The 17,617-nt window shown below is 64.7% G+C and carries 20 protein-coding genes; 7 read left to right on the plus strand and 13 right to left on the minus strand.

What is annotated here, in order from left to right:
- The first annotated feature begins 98 nt into the window (after positions 1–98).
- On the plus strand, positions 99–770 hold the full coding sequence (locus AC0NIH_RS28325; protein ID WP_013896893.1) for a FadR/GntR family transcriptional regulator: 672 nt from the start codon (positions 99–101) through the stop codon (positions 768–770).
- 92 nt (positions 771–862) lie between these two features.
- Here AC0NIH_RS28325 and pobA read toward each other — a convergent pair whose 3' ends face one another.
- The 6 genes from pobA to pcaD are packed head-to-tail and all read right to left on the minus strand — an operon-like array spanning position 863 to position 5,675.
- Entirely contained in the window at positions 863–2,035 is a 1,173-nt protein-coding gene (gene pobA / locus AC0NIH_RS28330; RefSeq protein WP_473464151.1) for a 4-hydroxybenzoate 3-monooxygenase, read from the minus strand.
- Positions 2,035–3,087: a 3-carboxy-cis,cis-muconate cycloisomerase gene (locus AC0NIH_RS28335; RefSeq protein WP_473464148.1), complete on the minus strand. Its 1,053-nt coding sequence runs from the start codon at positions 3,085–3,087 to the stop codon at positions 2,035–2,037. Before AC0NIH_RS28335 ends, pobA begins: the two co-directional genes overlap by 1 nt.
- A gap of 19 nt (positions 3,088–3,106) precedes the next feature.
- Positions 3,107–3,721, minus strand: a complete 615-nt coding sequence (gene pcaG / locus AC0NIH_RS28340; RefSeq protein WP_473464145.1) for a protocatechuate 3,4-dioxygenase subunit alpha — start codon at positions 3,719–3,721, stop codon at positions 3,107–3,109.
- Complete coding sequence (gene pcaH / locus AC0NIH_RS28345; protein ID WP_473464143.1) at positions 3,721–4,476, minus strand: protocatechuate 3,4-dioxygenase subunit beta; 756 nt, start codon at positions 4,474–4,476, stop codon at positions 3,721–3,723. Before pcaH ends, pcaG begins: the two co-directional genes overlap by 1 nt.
- Positions 4,466–4,873 (minus strand): 4-carboxymuconolactone decarboxylase, encoded by a 408-nt coding sequence (pcaC, locus tag AC0NIH_RS28350; protein WP_473464140.1) that lies wholly within the window; start codon positions 4,871–4,873, stop codon positions 4,466–4,468. Before pcaC ends, pcaH begins: the two co-directional genes overlap by 11 nt.
- A complete protein-coding gene (gene pcaD, locus AC0NIH_RS28355; protein ID WP_473464138.1) occupies positions 4,866–5,675 on the minus strand; it encodes a 3-oxoadipate enol-lactonase in 810 nt (269 codons plus the stop codon). Before pcaD ends, pcaC begins: the two co-directional genes overlap by 8 nt.
- Positions 5,676–5,767: 92 nt before the next feature.
- On the opposite strand from pcaD, the gene pcaQ reads away from it, so the two are divergent.
- Positions 5,768–6,685, plus strand: a complete 918-nt coding sequence (gene pcaQ / locus AC0NIH_RS28360; RefSeq protein WP_473464135.1) for a pca operon transcription factor PcaQ — start codon at positions 5,768–5,770, stop codon at positions 6,683–6,685.
- 79 nt (positions 6,686–6,764) lie between these two features.
- On the opposite strand, the gene AC0NIH_RS28365 is transcribed toward pcaQ, so the two are convergent.
- From AC0NIH_RS28365 to AC0NIH_RS28395, 7 genes are all read right to left on the minus strand, one after another.
- Entirely contained in the window at positions 6,765–8,165 is a 1,401-nt protein-coding gene (locus AC0NIH_RS28365) for an FAD-binding oxidoreductase (RefSeq protein ID WP_473464133.1), read from the minus strand.
- A 214-nt stretch (positions 8,166–8,379) separates the two neighbouring features.
- Positions 8,380–9,639, minus strand: coding sequence for an ABC transporter substrate-binding protein (locus tag AC0NIH_RS28370; RefSeq protein WP_023764744.1), 1,260 nt, complete (start codon positions 9,637–9,639; stop codon positions 8,380–8,382).
- Between the two features lie 60 nt (positions 9,640–9,699).
- A complete protein-coding gene (locus AC0NIH_RS28375) occupies positions 9,700–10,131 on the minus strand; it encodes a DUF4440 domain-containing protein (RefSeq protein WP_023764743.1) in 432 nt (143 codons plus the stop codon).
- Positions 10,128–11,183, minus strand: a complete 1,056-nt coding sequence (locus AC0NIH_RS28380; RefSeq protein WP_023764742.1) for an aldo/keto reductase — start codon at positions 11,181–11,183, stop codon at positions 10,128–10,130. The genes AC0NIH_RS28375 and AC0NIH_RS28380 overlap by 4 nt, the downstream gene beginning before the upstream one ends.
- Positions 11,180–11,533 carry a TIGR04076 family protein gene (locus AC0NIH_RS28385; RefSeq protein WP_023777083.1) on the minus strand — a complete coding sequence of 118 codons (354 nt, stop codon included), beginning with the start codon at positions 11,531–11,533 and terminating at the stop codon, positions 11,180–11,182. Before AC0NIH_RS28385 ends, AC0NIH_RS28380 begins: the two co-directional genes overlap by 4 nt.
- A 1-nt stretch (position 11,534) precedes the next feature.
- Positions 11,535–12,017: a DUF3830 family protein gene (locus AC0NIH_RS28390; protein ID WP_023777084.1), complete on the minus strand. Its 483-nt coding sequence runs from the start codon at positions 12,015–12,017 to the stop codon at positions 11,535–11,537.
- The gene (locus AC0NIH_RS28395) at positions 12,014–12,745 is read right to left on the minus strand and encodes a GntR family transcriptional regulator (RefSeq protein WP_473464129.1); all 732 of its coding nucleotides are present in this window, start codon (positions 12,743–12,745) and stop codon (positions 12,014–12,016) included. The genes AC0NIH_RS28390 and AC0NIH_RS28395 overlap by 4 nt, the downstream gene beginning before the upstream one ends.
- Positions 12,746–12,872: 127 nt before the next feature.
- Between AC0NIH_RS28395 and AC0NIH_RS28400 the strand changes: the two genes are divergently transcribed.
- Genes AC0NIH_RS28400 through AC0NIH_RS28420 form a run of 5 tightly spaced genes read left to right on the plus strand, consistent with a single transcriptional unit; the run spans position 12,873 to position 17,596 of the window.
- Positions 12,873–13,667 carry an ABC transporter ATP-binding protein gene (locus tag AC0NIH_RS28400; protein ID WP_473464127.1) on the plus strand — a complete coding sequence of 265 codons (795 nt, stop codon included), beginning with the start codon at positions 12,873–12,875 and terminating at the stop codon, positions 13,665–13,667.
- On the plus strand, positions 13,664–14,410 hold the full coding sequence (locus AC0NIH_RS28405) for an ABC transporter ATP-binding protein (RefSeq protein WP_473464124.1): 747 nt from the start codon (positions 13,664–13,666) through the stop codon (positions 14,408–14,410). The genes AC0NIH_RS28400 and AC0NIH_RS28405 overlap by 4 nt, the downstream gene beginning before the upstream one ends.
- A complete protein-coding gene (locus tag AC0NIH_RS28410; protein ID WP_473464121.1) occupies positions 14,407–15,315 on the plus strand; it encodes a branched-chain amino acid ABC transporter permease in 909 nt (302 codons plus the stop codon). Before AC0NIH_RS28405 ends, AC0NIH_RS28410 begins: the two co-directional genes overlap by 4 nt.
- Entirely contained in the window at positions 15,312–16,295 is a 984-nt protein-coding gene (locus AC0NIH_RS28415) for a branched-chain amino acid ABC transporter permease (protein WP_473464388.1), read from the plus strand. Before AC0NIH_RS28410 ends, AC0NIH_RS28415 begins: the two co-directional genes overlap by 4 nt.
- Positions 16,292–17,596: an NAD(P)/FAD-dependent oxidoreductase gene (locus AC0NIH_RS28420; protein WP_473464119.1), complete on the plus strand. Its 1,305-nt coding sequence runs from the start codon at positions 16,292–16,294 to the stop codon at positions 17,594–17,596. Before AC0NIH_RS28415 ends, AC0NIH_RS28420 begins: the two co-directional genes overlap by 4 nt.
- Positions 17,597–17,617: the final 21 nt, after the last annotated feature.

Genomic DNA, 17,617 nt, shown 5'->3' on the forward strand with positions numbered 1-17,617 from the left:
GCGGCTCCGCTGGGATGCCGATGACGCGGCACGGTGGACGACAGCACCGGAAACTGCTAACGATGGTTCAATATTGGATCAGATAAAAGTTGCCAGGCATGCCAAAGCTCGTCGCCAACGATATCGCCACGGCGCTGAAGAAACGGATCTCTTCCGGCGAATGGATCGAGAATGGCCGCATGCCGCCGGAGCGCGATCTGGCGAGCGAATTCGGCGTCGCGCGCAACACGGTGCGGCGCGCGGTCTCCTTCCTCGAGGATGACGGCACGGTGGTGCGGCATGTCGGGCGCGGAACGTTCCTGACCACCACCAATCCGGCGTCGATGGCGGCGGTTGTCGGCCGGATGGAAGGCACCAGTCCCGCCGACATGATGGAGATCCGGCAATTGCTGGAACCGGCAGCGGCGGCGTTCGCCGCCACCAATGCCAGCGCCATGGAACTCAACGCGGTGCGCGAGGCGCACAAGATCGCTTCGGAATCGCAGGACATGCCGACCTTCGAGCACTGGGACGCGGAGTTTCACCACCGCATCTTCGCGTGCTCGCGCAACGACTTCCTCAAGGAGATCCACAACCTGATGCGCATCCTGCGCAATCAGGCGCCATGGTTCGAAATGAAGAAGCGTTCCTTTTCAGAGGAACGCCGCAGCATCTATTGCAGCGAGCACCAGACCGTTCTCGATGCGCTGTTGCGCCGCGACCCCGAGAGCGCCAGCCAGGCCATGCTGGCGCATCTGCGGACCGTCGAGCGCAATCTGCTCGGACGGTAGCAACCGGAAATCGGGAGGCGCAGATAGCTATGCGGCTTTCCCGGTAAAGCCGCATAGCGTTTTCCCTTGGAATTGCGCCGAAGAAAGAGCCTTCAATAGGGAAGGCCGACATAGTTCTCGGCAAGCGCCGTCGACGCCGCCCGCGAGTGGACGAGATAGTCGAGCTCGGCCTCCTGGATTCGCTGGCCGAAGTCGCCGGTGTCGGGGAAACGATGCAGCATGGTCGTCATCCACCAGGAAAAGCGCACCGCCTTCCAGACCCGCGCCAGCGCCTTTTGCGAATAGGCGTCAATGCCTGCGCTTGATTTCTCGGCGTAGAAATCGCGCAGGCCGGCAAAGAGATAGCGCACGTCGCTGGCGGCGAGGTTGAGGCCCTTGGCGCCGGTCGGCGGCACGATATGGGCGGCATCACCGACCAGGAACAGCCGGCCGAAACGCATCGGCTCCGCGACGAAGGAACGCAGCGGCGCGATCGACTTCTCGAAGGATGGCCCGGTGACGACGCTCGCCGCCGTCCGTGCCGGCAAGCGGCGGCGCAACTCGTCCCAGAAGCGCTCGTCGGACCATGCCTCGACGTGGTCATCCTGCGGGCACTGCACATAGTAGCGGCTGCGGTGCGTCGAGCGCATCGAGCACAACGCAAACCCTCTCTCGTGATTGGCGTAGACCAGTTCATGATCGGCCGGCGGCACTTCGGCCAGCACGCCGAGCCAGCCGAACGGATAGTGCCGCTCGAACGTTTTCAGCGCGCTTTCGGGCACCGATTTGCGGCTGACACCATGATAACCATCGCAGCCGGCAATGAAGTCGCAATCGATGCGATGGCTGACGCCGTCCCCGTCATAAGTGACGAAAGGTGCGGCGCCATCGAAATCGTGCAACGCGACGTCAGCGGCCTCATAGACGGTGACGAGCCCGGCCGCCTCGCGCTTGTCCATCAGATCATGCGTCACTTCGGTCTGGCCATAGACGGTGACATGCTTGCCGCCGGTCAGCGCCGACAGGTCGATGCGATGCAGACGACCGTCGAAAGCCAGCGAGATACCGGAATGCGACAAGCCTTCGGTGTGCAAGCGCGTGGCTGCGCCCGCTTCTTCCAGCAATTCGACCGTACCCTGTTCGAGTACACCGGCGCGCACGCGGCCAAGCACATGCTCACGGCTTGAACGTTCCAGAATGACCGTCTCAACGCCGATGCCGGCCAGAAGCTGCCCAAGCAGCAGGCCGGAGGGTCCCGAGCCGACGATCACGACCTGCGCGCGCATCAGTGCCCGAGGCTTTCGACCTGGGCGGCCAGTTCGGCGGCAAGGCGCAGCGACGCCGCGGTTGCCACAGCCATCTGCGGCAGCAGCAGCCATTCCAGCGTCCAAGCCGTGCCCGACCGCTCCTGCTCATGCACCAGCGCCTGATGCATGCCGGAAAGCTGCGTGGCGTTGAAGCGCGCGAGCCCCACCAGCGCTTCAGCCTTCACCGGGTTCTGCTTGTGCGGCATGGCCGACGAGCCACCACCGCCGGAAAGCGCGATATCGGTCCCCCCTTGCGCCATCAGCGCAATATCCTGGCCGAACTTGCCGAGGCTGCCGGTCACCAGCGACAGCCAGCCGGCAAAGTCGGCGAGCGCGTCGCGCTGGCTGTGCCATTGCGGCGCGTCTGCAAGACCGAGTTTCGCGGCCAGTGCCGCGCGTACCGCCGCCCCTTTGTCACCAAGCTTTTCCAGCGTGCCGGCGGCGCCGCCGAACTGCACCACCAGCAAGCGCCTGGACTGTTCCGACAATCGCTCCTGATGCCGCTGCAGCGGCGCCCGCCACGCCGTCACGCGATGCTGCACCTGAATGGGGATCGCCGGCTGCATGCGCGTCATGCCGGTCAGCGACCTGCCCTCGAAGCGCTCCTCGAGCGATGTGAAGCGTATGACGGTCTCGGTCAGAAGCAGGCCGAGGTGCTCGACGACGGATTTCAGCCGAAGCATCAGGCCGGTATCGATCACATCCTGGCTGGTGGCGCCGAAATGCACTTTGTCGCCATGCGGTTCGCCGACCGCGGCCCTGATCTGGCGCACAAGTTCCGGCACGATGACGCCGTCCTTGGCGACGCTGGCCCGCAGCAAGGCGGTATCCGGCCGAAACGAGCCGAGCGCAGCCACGATTGCTGCCGACGCATCGCTGGTGATGATCCCGTTTTCCGCCTCCGCTTCGGCCAAGGCTCGCTTAAATTCAAGCATTGCGTCGATTTCCGCGTCGACGGAAAAGTGCCGGCTCGCCTCCTCGTCGCCGAGAAGGGCGGAAAGCAAGGGATGATCGAAGGGCGATACGGTCATGTCCTGCTGCTCCTGACCATCAGCTGTCGAAGAAGACCGTTTCCTTCTCCCCCTGGAGATGGACGTCGAATACGTAGGTGTCGCCCTGGCGCTCGGCGATCAGCGTCGGCACGCGGACGCGGTGCTCGATGCGCGCCAGGATCGGATCCCCGGCATTGGCCTTTTCCTCATCGGAGAAATAGAGCCGCGTGTGCAGGCCGAGATTGATGCCACGCGCGACGATCCAGAGCGTGATGTGTGGCGCCATCAGGCGGCCATCGCCGAACGGCACGCGTCCCGGCTTGACCGTCTCGAAGGCGCACAGGCCGGTGTCCATGTCGGTCGGACAACGGCCCCAGCCCTGGAAATTCGGATCCGCGGCACCGCGTATCTCGGCCGGCGAATTGTAGAGCCCGTCGGCATCCGCCTGCCAGATCTCGATCAGCGCGTCCTTGAGCGGCGTGCCGGTGCCGTCGAGCACGCGGATGCGCAAACCGATGCGCTCGCCCCTGGTCTTGTCGTTGACCATGGTCGCACCGAGGTCGGTCGGATAGACGCCGCCGATGCCGCAGAAATTGGGCGTCAGTCCGATGTGGACGTAAGGTCCCGCGGTCTGCGAAGGGCTTTCCCTGAGCCGGTCGAGCGACTGGGCCATCAATTGCCCTCCAGCCGGTTTTCGAACAGCGAGGAACGCCGCCCGCGCAACACGATGTCGAACTTGTAGGCACGCGCGTCGAAGGGGACCGTCGCCTGCATGTCGAGCGCGGCGATCAGCGTATCGACGGCGGCCTTGTCGGGGATGCCGCGCGCGATCGGGCAGCGCCAGATCAGCGGATCGCCCTCGAAATACATCTGCGTGATCAGCCGCTGCGCGAAACCGTGGCCGAAGATGGAGAAATGGATATGCGAGGGCCGCCAGTCGTTCGGCCCGTTCGGCCAAGGATAGGGGCCGGGCTTGACGGTGCGAAAGGCGTAGCCGCCATCATCGCCCGATATGGCGCGGCCGCAACCGCCGAAATTCGGGTCGAGCGGGGCCAGATAGCCGTCCTTCTTGTGGCGATAGCGGCCGCCGGCATTGGCCTGCCAGAATTCGAGCAACGCGCCGGGCACGCCGACGCCGCGCTCGTCGAGCACCCGCCCATAGACGATGATGCGCTCACCGATCGCGCTCTCGCCGGGCCTGGCGAAATTGTGGATCAGGTCGGCATCAAGTTCGCCCAGCACGGCGTGGTCGAATACAGGGCCCGATAGTTCCGACAGCGTGTTGTCGAAGGCAAGCAGCGCCTTCTGCGGCGAGCGTAACACCGAGGTCTTGTAGTTGGGCGTCAAGGGCGCCGGATGCCATGTCCGGTCGCGCTGGAAAAAGGCGCCGGTCTCGGGCCTCCGGTTCGATCCGGATTCAACGGGCATTGTTGGCTCCGTCCATTTCCGAAAACACGTCCTTGGCTATCTTGAAGGCACGGTTGGCGGCCGGCACGCCGGCATAGATGGCGACATGCAGGAACGCTTCGCAGATATCCTCGCGCGTGGCACCGGTGTTGGCGGTGGCGCGCACATGCATGGCGACCTCCTCATCATGGCCGAGCGCGGCCAGCAGCGCCAGCGTGACGATCGAGCGTTCGCGCTTGCTGAAGCCCGGCCGCGCCCACACCGTTCCCCAGGCCGCTTCGGTGATCAACTGCTGGAAGGGCTGGTCGAAATCGGTGGCGGCGTTCTCCGCGCGGTCGACATGCCGGTCGCCGAGCACGGAGCGGCGCACCGCAAGACCGGTGCGATATCTGGCGGCGTTGCCGGGGGCCTCATCCATGAGTTTCCGCTCCAGGGGCAAGCGACGCGATAAAACCGCGGATCAGCGCGGTGAGCGCCTCGGGCTGCTCGACGCAAGGAATATGTCCGGCATCGCGGATGATCTCGAAGCGCGCGCCGGGGATCAGAGCGGCCAGCGAGCGGACAAGATCGGGGGGCGTCGAGCCATCCTGGTCGCCGGCGATGCAAAGCGTCGGCACCGCGATGCGGCGCGCGGCGTCGGTGAAATCCGCATCACGAACCGCCTTGCAGGTCCCGATGTAACCGGCCAGTGTCTGCCGGGTCATCATGTTCCAATAGCCATCCAGCTCGGGCCCTCGCTTCGTGTGGAAAGTGGGGGTGAACCAGACTTTCAGCACGCCATCGGCAATGGCCTGGATGCCCTTGCTCTCGACCGTCGCGATGCGCGTGTTCCAGCTCTCCGCCGTGCCGATCTTGTGCGCCGTGTCGCACAGGATCATGGCCTCGACGATTTCGGGGCGCCTGGCATAGAGCCCTTGCGCGACCATGCCGCCGACCGACAGGCCGCACAGCACGACCTTCTCCAGCCCGAAATGATCGATGAGCGCCGAGAGGTCATCGACATGATCGTCGATCGAGCCGATATCGCCGATGTCGGACAGTCCGTGGCCGCGCTTGTCATAGACGAGCAAGGCCATTTCCCCATCAAGCGTCGCGACCACATCGTCCCAAATGCGGAAGTCGGTGCCGAGCGAATTGATGAACACAACCGAAGGCGCCTTGCCGCTTGCCCCGGCATATCGGTGATGCAGCGTGATGCCGCCGATGGTGACGAATGGCACGATTTCGATCCTCCATCCCTACATTGCACAAGGCATTTGGTTCGGTAAAATGATATTTTGTGCCGTTTCGTTAACTCAGGGGTTATCAAACCATGTCCGAAAGCCGCATCCGGTTTCGTCATCTGCAGGCGTTTCTGGAGGTCGCACGACAGGGTAGCGTGGCTCGTGCCGCCGACTTCCTGCATGTCAGCGCGCCGGCGGTGACCAAAACCCTGCGCGAATTGGAAGACGCGCTCGGTGTCGCCGTCGTCGAGCGAGACGGGCGCGGCATCCGGGTCACGAGGCTTGGCGAGATTTTCCTTGGCCATGCTGGCACAGCGATCACGGCTTTGAAGCGCGGTGTCGATTCCGTTCGCCAGGACGGCGCGATCAATCGCCACCCGATCCGCATCGGCGCGCTGCCGACGGTATCGGCGAAGGTCATGCCGCAAGCGATGAGCCTGTTCCTGAGGGAAGAAACCGGCGCCGCGATCAAGATCGTCACCGGCGAGAACGCCGTGCTGCTGGAGCAACTGCGCACCGGCGCGCTAGACCTCGTCGTCGGACGGCTGGCCGCACCCGAGAACATGACCGGTTTCTTCTTCGAGCACCTCTACTCCGAGCCGGTGCTGTTCGTGGTGCGGGCCGGACATCCGCTGCTCGAGCCAAGCGCGGACATCTTCGCCCGCCTCGACGAATTCCCGGTGCTGATGCCGACCCGGGAATCCGTCATCCGTCCCTTTGTCGACCGCCTGTTCATCACCAGCGGCATGACCGCTCCGGCCACGGAGATCGAAACGGTTTCGGATTCCTTCGGCCGCTCCTTCATGCGCCAGAGCAATGCGGTGTGGATCATTTCGGCCGGCGTGGTGGCCAATGAGATCGCCAGCGGCGCCTTCGTCGCCTTGCCGGTAAACACCGAGGAGACCAGGGGGCCCGTCGGGCTGACGATGCGCACAGATACTGCCCCCTCGCCCGCCTTCATCATCCTGCTGCAGACCATTCGCGAAGCGGCAAGGCAAGGCAACTGAGGTGCTGGACCGTTCAAACAAGCCCGCCAGCCGGCTGGGGTTCTGATCGGGCGGAGGCCCGTCGAGGCCGGCGTCGCGCTCAGGGCAAGCCTGCCGGATCGAGATCGAAGATACGTCCTCGGTTGAGGATGTTCATCGGGTCGAGCGCCGTCTTCAGCCGCCGCATCGTGGCGATTTCGGCGTCGCTGCGCACCAGATGCAGCCACTGCTTCTTGTCGAGGCCGATGCCGTGCTCGGCCGAAACGCCGCCGCCTGCCGCCGCCACGCCGCGATAGACAATGCCATAGGCCGCCGCCGGATCCGCGGTCATGACCTGATAATGCAGATTGCCGTCGCCGAGATGGCCGAAGACGTAGATGTCAGCGCCGGGGTCGACGGTATGGATGGCGGCGTCCGCTTCCTGCAGGAACGCGCTCATGCGAGTCAGCGGAATGCTGATATCGACGCCGATCAGGCCCTTCATCGAGAACAGGACGCGGTTGGCGTCCTCCCGCACGTCCCACAGCGCCCGGAATTCGCGCGGCGACTGCGACACCACCACATCGTCGATCACGCCATCCTCGACCGCCTGCATCAAAGCCGCGGCGAAGCGCTCGCCGTCGCGCTCGGGTTCGCTGCCCTGAATCTCGGCCAGCACATAGACCGGAGAGCCCGCCGGCAGCGGCGGCGGCAGCGCCATGCTGGCGACCATGACGTCATAGAGCGGCGCGAAATTCACCTCATAGGCGGACAGGAGCGGACCGAGCTTTTGCCGCAGCAACCCGAGCAAGGCGATCGCCGCCTCGAGCGAAGGGAGCGCGCAGAAGGCATTGACCTCTGACACAGGTTTCGGGTGCAACCTGAGCGCGGCGCGGGTGACGACACCGAGCGTCCCTTCCGAGCCGATGAAGAGCTGGCCGAGGTCGTAGCCGGAATTGTCCTTGGGCAGGCCTTTCAGCGAGGTTAGCACGCTGCCGTCGGCAAGCACGGCCTCCAGCCCCAGCACCTGCGCCCGGTACATGCCATAACGCAGCACGCGGATGCCGCCGGCATTGGTGGCGATGTTGCCGCCAATCGTGGCCGAACCGCGTGCGCCGATATCGACGCCGAACATCAGCCCCGCGCCGTCTGCCGCCTCTTGCACCGCCTGCAGCGTCGCGCCCGCTTCGGCAACGATGCTGGCGGCCTGCCGGTCCGGATCGGCAAGGCTGGTCATGCGCTCCAGCGACAGCACGACCTCGCCCGGCTGCACGCGTGTGCTGCCGGCCAATCCGGTGCGTCCACCCTGGATCACAACCGGCTGGGAGAGCTCATTGCACACGGCAAGAGCTGCCGCGACAGCTTCGGTGCCGCGCGGACGCAGCACCAGCTCGGGCAGCGCGCCGAGCTTGCCGTCGGGATCGTCGCGATAACGCTGGTCGACATCGGAGCCGGCGAGGATGCCGCCCGCGCCCAGCCGAGCGCTAAGAGCGGACAGAAGTCGTTCCGTTTCAGGCGCCATCGGGCCTAGTTGCCTGCGTGGCGAAGCGCGTCGTCCGCATGAACCAACGGGATGGCCCGATGAGTATCCTTGTCCAGCACGCTCGCCATCCTTCAATTGCGGCCCGCCGATCCTATTCGCGATCGTGTGCCGTGCAAGTGGTATCGGGCCTGCCCCAGGCGGTGCCGGCATCGATCACAATAAGACGCGATCGATGCCGGAGCACTGTGTCAGCTTACTGAAGCTTGGCCTGCAGGGCGTTGACGTCGTCAGTGGTCATCTCGCCATCGGTGGTCACCTTGCCGTCGACGATTTTCCACAGCCGGAACGGGCCGGTGATGTCGCCATATTTGTCGAAGGCGACCGGACCGATGACGCCTTCATAGCGGATCGGCTTGCCGTCTTTGATCAGGCCGAGCGCCTTGGCGAACTCGTCCTTGCCGGCGAAGATCGGCGTGCCGGCAGGGTCGACAGCCTTGTACATCGCGTCCTTGATCTTGGCAGGATCCTCGGAGCCGGCAATGGCGATGGCGAGACCGACGATAGCACCCGCGTCATAGGAACGGTCGGCCGCCGGGTTCGACGGTTCGATGCCGGAGAACTCCTTGTAGTTCTTCATGAAGTAGTCGGTCGAGGCGGTCGGGCTGGTGCCCGACGAAGTGCCGTAGGCTTCCTTCAGATAATCGGCGCCAACGGATTCTATGAAGTCCGGGCTGTTCATGCCGTCATTGAGCAGGAATTTCTGCACGCCGCCCTGCGAAATCCAGGTGCGGGCAACCGTGGCGCCATCGACCGGCGTGCTGACGAGATAGAGCCCGTCCGGCTCGCCGGCCATAGCCGCCGTGACTTCGGAGGCATAGCTAGACTGCTTTTCGTTGTAGGGCGTGTCGGAGACAATGGTGCCGCCGAGCGCTTTGTAGGCGCGCGAGAATTCGGCCACCATGTTGACACCGAAATCGTTGTTGACGTGGATGATCGACAGCTTCTTGAAGCCCTTGTCGATGGCGTATTTGGCTGCGGCGACGCCTTGCAGCGCATCCGAGGTGATGGTGCGGAAAAAGATGCCGTTGGTCTTGCCGTCGCGGCCAAGCGCCGTCAGCGTCGGCGAGGACGAAGCCGGCGAGACCTGGACGATCTTGGCCGGCGCGGTGACCGAGGTCAGTATCGGGATCGACACCGACGAGATGATACCGCCGATGATGACCGGCACCTTCTTGACCTGAACCAGCTGTGTGGCGGCATCGACCGCGATATTGCCCTGGCTCTGGCTGTCGCGCGTGTCGGTCGCCAGATCGCAGCCGCGCACGCCGCCGGCAGCGTTGATGTCGCGGAAGGCCATCTCGACCGACTTGGCCCCGGCCTGGCCGTATTCGCCGGCCGGGCCGGTCAGCTCCATGACGAGGCCGACGGTGATCTTGCAGTCCGCGGCCTGTGCCGCGCCCGCCATTGTTACGAGGGCAAGTGCCGTGGTGAGTTGGAGTATCGTGTTTCTCATTGTTGTTCCCCTTGAGTTACTTGTTAAGTTACTTGGCTGTCTTTGATCTCTGGAGCCTGTTCAGCTTTCCGGCACCTGCAGCCAGGTTTCATGCAGATGTCGCCATTCGACGCCGTTGGGCGCCGATGAACTGGTGGTGAAGACGGCACTCGACTGGCGGCGGCTGTGCTTGCCCGCGCGCAACTGCGCCTCGACATAGAAGACAACGATCGTGACGGCGTCCTGCCAGCCGGGCCGGATGTCCTCGATCGAGATAGCAAAGCCGTCGTCGCAAATGGCGCGGCTAGAGCGGACGTGATCAACCACGGCGGCGCGATCGAGGACATGGCCATCCGGCGTGACCATGCTGAGGCCGTCGCCCATGACGCGTTCGAAGCGGGCGAAGTCCACCGTGTCGGCGCGGGCGGCGACGAACCAGTCGACGAAGAAGCGATGCAAATCGATCACCTCGGCGCTGGCCCTGGAAAACAGCGTCTGGTTGATTGCGCTCATGCCCGGCCTGCATTCAGATTGTAGTGCATGATCGAGCCGTGGCGGCCGTGGCGGTCGCGCTCCAGCGTGTAGACATCGCCCTCGACGCCAGGGCTTTGCGCGATGATGGCAGCAATCCGCGCCCGATCCTCGGCGTCAAGCGCGACATCCATGATTTTGGCATTGGCCAGCGCATGCGCCTGGTTGCGGGCTCCGACGATCACGGCCGCCACTTGCGGCTGCTGCAGCACCCAGGCGCTCGCGACGGTGGCGATGTCGACGCCGTGACGATCGCCGACGGCTTTCAGCGCCGCAAGCAACTGCTGGAACAGGTCCCAGCCGCCAAAGTCGTCGATGATCAGCTTGTATTTGACCAGGGATCGGTTTTCGAGCGGCGTGGCTGGCTCGGCGGCACCAAGCCATTTGTCGCTGAGGAAGCCGCCGGCCACCGAACCATAGCAGAGAAAGCTGACGCCGTTCTTCGCGGCGAGGCCAGCGAGGCTGTTCGCAGGCCGCTGGTCGAGAACCGAATATTGCAGTTGCTGGCTGACCAGCGGGATGCCGGCGGCGAGGATTTCGGCCAGCCGCGGCGTATCGAAATTGGTGGTGCCGAGATTGCGCACCTTGCCTTCGCGCCGGAGCTCGTCGAGCCAGCCCATCGCCTCGACATAGCGAGGCTGGCCATAGTCCCACCAGTGGAACTGAACGAGATCGAGCCGTTCGGTCTTCAGCCGCCGCAGCGACTGGTCGACGATGCCCCTGATGTAGTCGCGGCTGATGCCGGCCAGCCGCTCGAGGTCGGGCACCAGCTTGGTGTGCACCTTCATTCTCGCCGCAACGTCCAGTCCGCGCTCGCCGGCCAGCCGCAGGCGCGCTGCGCCGATCAGCTCCTCGACACCGGTGTAGATGTCGGCGCAATCATAGGTCCAGATGCCGGCGTCGAAGGTGGCGATCAGGTCGGCTATTGCTTGGCTGCGGTCGATGGCGCCGTGCCCGCCGGCCAACTGCCAGCCGCCGCGGATGACGCGCGAAATGGTGTAGCCGGGCCCGAGTTCAAAGGTCTTGGCGGTCATGTCGGGTCATTCTCCTTCGGCAGCGGCACGGCCGTGGTTGCGGCATGACTGAACCGCCGCTTTGCCAGCCTGACGATCCGCAGCCGGCTGGCGCAATTGGGATCGGGACAGGCGATCTCGGCATCCGATGTCATCCAGTCGTTGGCATGGGTCGGGCGCTGCTTTGCCGCCAGCAGAGGCAGCACGGCGGCGAGTGAGTAGATCGAAAAACCCTGCCCCGCGGGCATCGACAACATCTCGCCCTTGAGCTCGAAATAGTCGCCGGCCTTGGCGCCGCAATAGATCGGCTTGCCCTCGGGGACGACCGCTTCGACGCGCAGATCGAAAAGCTCGAAACTGTCATCTGCCATGTCAGGCCTCCACCAGGCTGAAGGTGACGTCGCAGGCGCCATTGCGCCGGATGACGCCACAGGCGGCGGCGAAGTGTTCCCGCTCGTCGGCTCGCACCTGCGCCACCACACTGCCGGCGAGCCAGCCGATCGGGAACAGCAGGCGCGCCCCCGGACCGTAGTAGAGACCGATGTCGAAGATCGCATTGGGATTGCCGCCCCACATGCGTGGCGGCACGTAAGACAGCACGATGTCGCCCGGCTGTGGCGTCAGCGTCGCGTTCTCGCCCGGCAAGGGTCTGGCATAGGACTGGCCATCGAGATCGGCTGATGGAACCGGACAAGAAATCTCAGGCCCCGTCCACATGGCATGGATGCCGGGGACGACGCGTGGTGCGGCGAGATACGCCATGAGAAAAGCAGCGTTTTCCGGCGCCTTTTCAGGCAGCAGCAGCGCCGTCACGGAAAGCTTCGAGCGTGGCTCGGTGATCCTGATGGAAGTCATGTCTGGTCTTTCCCGGCGGTTTGCAATTTGCTGCGCAGGAAGGTGAAGGGCCGGCTGATGTCGGCGACCAGCGATGCGCGCGCTGCCTGTGCATCCTGCGTGGCCAGCGCCGTGACGATGCGGCGGTGATAGTGGGCGGTGTCGACCTCGCCGGCTTCCGAGAAGGCATAGATGGCGACACGGATGCATGGTCCCGATTGCAGCCACAGGCTCTCGATCATCGGGATCAGCACCGCCGAGCCGCAGCAGCGATAGATCTCGAAATGGAAGCTCTGGTTGAGCGTCACCTCGCGATCGACATCCTTCTTGTGTTTCAGTGCCCGCATCTCGTCCCATTCGGCCAGAATGGTCTCGATGGCGGCGATCTGGCGCGGACCCATGCGGGCGGCGGCGAGCGCGATCGCCTCGCCCTCGATCAGGATGCGGGCCCGCAACAGATCATCGATACGCTCCAGTGTGATCGGCGGCACGCGCACCGAACGGTTGGGCAATGCCTCCAGCGCCTTTTCCGTGATCAGCCTCCCGAGCGCCTCGCGCACAGGCATGGTCGAGGTGACCAGCGCATCGGCCAGCCCACGTATGGTCAGCACCTGGCTCGGCTCGAACAGGCCGCCGATCAGGGCGCGACGCAGCTCCGAATAGACGCGATCCTGCACGGTTTCGCGGCCGACCGGCGCAAGCTGGGCAGCGATCGCCTCGTTGTTCTTTTCGATGGCAGCCTTTTGCATGGAATTCCGATCTCGGCCGGTTTTCGGCTTGCGGACGAAATTAAAGCCGAATAGCGTGATCAACACAAGTGTGATCACAAATCAATAATCAGGAGACGGCGACAATCGTCTTCGGCCAGAGGGTTCGATGAGCGAGGCAGCGGAACGGCAAGAGCACCGTGCACCGGTTCTGATGGCAAGGAATGTCGTCAGGCGGTTCGGCGGCCTCGTCGCCGTCAACGATGTCTCGTTCGATGTCAAAGCGGGCGAAATCCTCGGCCTGATCGGCCCGAACGGCGCCGGCAAGACGACGATGTTCGATCTGCTCGCCGGCAGCCTATTGCCGACCAGCGGCGACATCCTTCTCAACGGCGCCCGCGTCTCGGGCGAAGCGGCTCATCTGCGCATCGGACGAGGCCTTGGCCGGACCTTCCAGATCCCGCGTCCACTTCCCAATCTGACGCTGATCGAAAACATCATGCTGGCAGCCCAGGGCCAGGCCGGCGAGAAGCTGCTCGCCAATTTCGTCACGCCATGGCGGGTGGCGGCGCAGGAAAGAGCGGCCAGGACCAAGGCGCTCGAACTTCTGGAACTCGTTACCCTCACCCACCTCGCACGGGAGCCGGCGCGCGTGCTTTCCGGCGGTCAGCGCAAGTTGCTCGAACTTGCCCGCGTCATGATGGCCGACCCGGCGATCATCCTGCTCGACGAGCCGGCGGCCGGCGTCAATGCGACGCTGCTCGAAGTCATCATCGACCGCATTCGCGACATCAACAAGCGCGGCATCACCTTCCTTTTGATCGAACACAACATCGACATGGTGACGCGGCTCTGCCACCGCGTCCTGGTCATGGCGAGCGGCCAGTTGCTCAGCGAAGGCACGGCGGAAGAGGTCGCCCGCGACCCGCGCGTCATCGAGGCCTATCTCGGGGGCACGGCATGAGCGAAGCGGTCCTCGATGTCCGTAATCTCGAAGCCGGTTATGAACCAGGCGTGCCGATCGTGCGCGGCGCCTCGATCACCGTCGGCAAGGGCGAGATCGTTGTCGTGCTCGGCCCCAACGGCGCCGGCAAATCGAGCTTCATCAAGGCGATCGCCGGCCTCGTGCCGATCACTGGCGGCTCGGTTTTCCTCGACGGCAAGGACATCACCGCGGCACCTGCCCACACCATGGTTCGGCTTGGCCTGGCTTTCGTGCCGCAGACCGAAAACATTTTTCCGCTGATGTCGGTCGAGGACAATCTCAAGGTTGCATGCGGCATCCTCGAACGGCGCGAAATCCCTGCCCGCATCGAGGAAATGTATGCAGCCTTTCCCGACCTCGTCCGCCAGCGCCGCACCGCCGCCGGCAATCTGTCGGGCGGACAGCGGCAAATGCTGGCGGTGGCCCGCGCGTTGATCGTCCACCCCAAGGTACTGGTGCTCGACGAACCGTCGGCCGGACTGTCGCCGAAGTTCGTCTCGATGGTGTTCGAGATGCTGGCCGGTATCCGCAAATCCGGCGTCACCATCCTGCTTGTCGAGCAGAACGCCAAGGCGGCACTGGCCATCGGCGACCGTGCCTATGTGCTGGTCGAAGGCAAGGACCGGCACGAGGGTGTCGCCGCCGATCTGTGGAACGATCCGGTGGTGGCCGAACTCTATCTCGGCCAGCGTCCGCTCAAATCCGGAGGAGGCGCGGCATGAGCCTGCAATTTGTCGTCGACGGATTGCTGACCGGTTCGATGATCGGCCTGGGCGCCATCGGCGTGACGCTGACCTATTCGATCCTGCGCTTCTCGAACTTCGCCCATGGCGACTTCATGGCCTGGGGCACCTATGCGACACTGGCCGTGGTCAGCGCCATCGGCGCGATGTTCGGCAAGGTGGCGCCGATCGCGCCGCTGTCCTTCGGCTGGCCGCTGATCATCGCGCTGATTGTCGGCATGGCATTCACCGCGCTGTTGGCGCTCCTGCTCGACAAGGTGCTGTTCGCGCGGCTGCGCTCGCAAGGCCAGGCGATCATCGTGGTGATGGCAAGCTTCGGCGCCTCGATGGCCCTTAGAAGCTTGCTCGAATTCACTTTCACCTCGCGGCCGACCTATTTCAGCCGGGCCATCCAGATCGCCATGCCGGTCGGCTTCGGCATTCGCATCACGCCCGATCAGATCGCGCTGCTGTTGCTGACGGCAGTGCTCGTGCTCGGCGTGCATCTGTTGATGACGCGCACGCAGACCGGCCGCGCCATGCAGGCGCTGAGCCAGAACGCAGCACTGGCCCGCATGGTCGGCATCGACGTTGCGAGCGTGGTGCGCGTCACCTGGATCATCGGTGGGGCGCTGGCCTGCGTGGCCGGCGTGATGATCGGCATTCTGGTGCAGATCCGCCCCTTCATGGGCTTCGACATGCTGTTACCCATGTTCGCCGCCGCGATCCTCGGCGGCATCGGCAGCATCCCGGGCGCGGTACTCGGCGGGCTGATCATCGGTCTCGCCGAAGCCGGCGCGGTGCAGCTGGTCGGCGCGGAATGGCGCGCCGCGGTCTCCTTCGTCATCCTGATGGCGGTGCTGTTCGTACGGCCGATCGGCATTTTCGGTGTGAGGGAACGCTGATGGACCTCGTCGGCTACGGCGCTTTCTTCCTGACCACCGCGCTGATCTTTTCGCTGGTCACGCTGGGGCTCAACCTGCAGTGGGGGCTGACCGGCCTGTTCAATGTGGGTCTCGCCGGCTTCGTCGCCATCGGCGCCTATACATCGGCACTGCTGACCACACCGGAAGATGCCGCGCGGCTTGGTGGTTTCGGCCTGCCGATCCTTGTCGGTTGGGCGGGCGCCATGGTCGTCGGCGGCATTGCCGCGGCGCTGACCGGCATGGCCACATTGCGCCTTCGATCGGATTATCTCGCCATCACCACATTCGGCGTCGCCGTGGTCGTGCAGCTCGTCGCGCTCAATGCACAGAAGCTGACCGGCGGCCCGTTCGGCATCGGCTTCATTCCGCGCCCCTTCGGGAGCCTGGCCGAGACGCCGCTGCTGTTCAACCTGTCCAACCTTGCCGTGGTCGCGGCAGTGACACTGATCGCCTATCTCGCCCTGGAGCACCTGTCGCGCAGCCCGTGGGGACGCGTGCTGAAGGCGCTGCGCGAGGACGAGCGGGCGGCGATTTCGCTTGGCAAGAGCGCGCGTTTCTATCGTGTCCAGGCCTTTGCCGTCGGCGGCGCCATCATGGCGCTGGCCGGGGCGTTGCAAGCGCATTTCACCGGCTTCATCGCACCGGACAATTATCTGCCGATCCTGACCTTCCAGGTCTGGGTGATGCTGATCGTCGGGGGTTCCGGCAGCAATCTCGGCGCGGTGATAGGCAGCATCCTGGTGTGGGGGATTTGGGCTGGATCCGGCACGCTCACCAGCGTGCTGTTCCCGCCAGAGCAGCAGGCGCGCGCGGCCTCGCTGCAGATCGCCGCCATCGGCGTCATGCTCTGCGTGATCTTGCTGATCCGGCCGAACGGATTGCTCGGCGACAGGCCACGGCGGCCGCGCTTCGGCAAGCGAGCGAAAGCGGCCGCGGCCAAGAGCAGTTCAGGTTCATGAACGCGATGGCCCGGCAGGAGGCGCAAGGCGTTTCGCTCTGGCACGCCGTCAGCCGAAACCACCGCCAGCGGCCGGCTCTGCATGGCGAGCTCATTGTCGACCTCGCAATTGTCGGCAGCGGTTTTTCGGGTCTTTCAACCGCGCTGCACGCCGCCGGGAAAGGACTCTCGGTCGCCATTCTCGAAGCCGAATTCATCGCCTGGGGCGCGACCGGCAGGAATGCCGGCTTCGTCGTGCCGAACTTCGCCAAGATGGATCCGGAAACCATCCTTGCTCATCTTGGCCCCGAGCGAGGCAAGAGACTGATCAATTTTGCCGCCGGCAGCGCCGATCTGGTGTTTGGCCTGATCAGGCAACATGGCATCGATTGCGACGCCGTGCAGAGCGGCTGGATCCAGCCGGCGCATTCGCCCGCGGCGCTGGAAAAGGTCAAGTCCCGCGCCGAACAATGGGCGCGGCGCGGCAGGCCCGCGGTTACCTTGGACCGGCAAGATGTCGAGGCGCTGACCGGTGTGCGCGGCTATCTCGGTGGCTGGATGGATCGTTCGGGTGGCGTGCTCAACCCTGTCGCCTATGCGCGCGGCCTGGCCGATGCGGCGGAGAAGTCCGGAGCGAGGATTTTCGAACGAACACCGGTCACCTCGATCGATCGGGCGGCCGATGGCTGGACGCTGAAGACGCCGTCGGGATCGGTGCGCGCCGGCAAGGTGCTGATCGCCACCAATGCCTATGGTGCGTCGCTCAATCCGCTGCTGCAGCGAACCTACTTTCCGCTGAAGGTTTTCCAGATCGCGACTGGACCCCTGCCGCTCGAAACCCGCACATTTCTGCTGCCGGGAGGACAGGGCGTCGGCGACACCAGGCGCAATCTCTTCACCTTTCGCTTCGACGCCGACAACCGGCTGATCAGCGGCGGCATGCACATCTTGAGCGCCGGCGCCGACACGCGCGTGCCGCAGACAATCTGGCGGCGGCTCGCCAGGCATCTCGACCTGCCGGACCTGCCGCCGCTTGCCTATAGCTGGTCGGGAATGGCCGCCGTCGAACCGGATTTCCTGCCGCATCTCCTGGACCTTGGGCCGGGCCTGATCGCCGGCCGCGCCTGCAACGGGCGCGGCATTGCCATGACGACGGCTATGGGCAAGGTGCTGGCCGACTGGGCCGCCGGCGCCGATGCGCGTGACCTGCCGCTACCGTTCGCGCTGCCGGCACCGATCCCGTTCCATGCCGTGCTGCGCCACGCGCCCAACATGCTGCTTGGCTGGAGCATGCTGCGCGACCGGATGGACGAGAGGGGATAGGTCGTCGACCGTGCCTGGACG

This window comes from Mesorhizobium sp. WSM1386, from assembly GCF_055901595.1.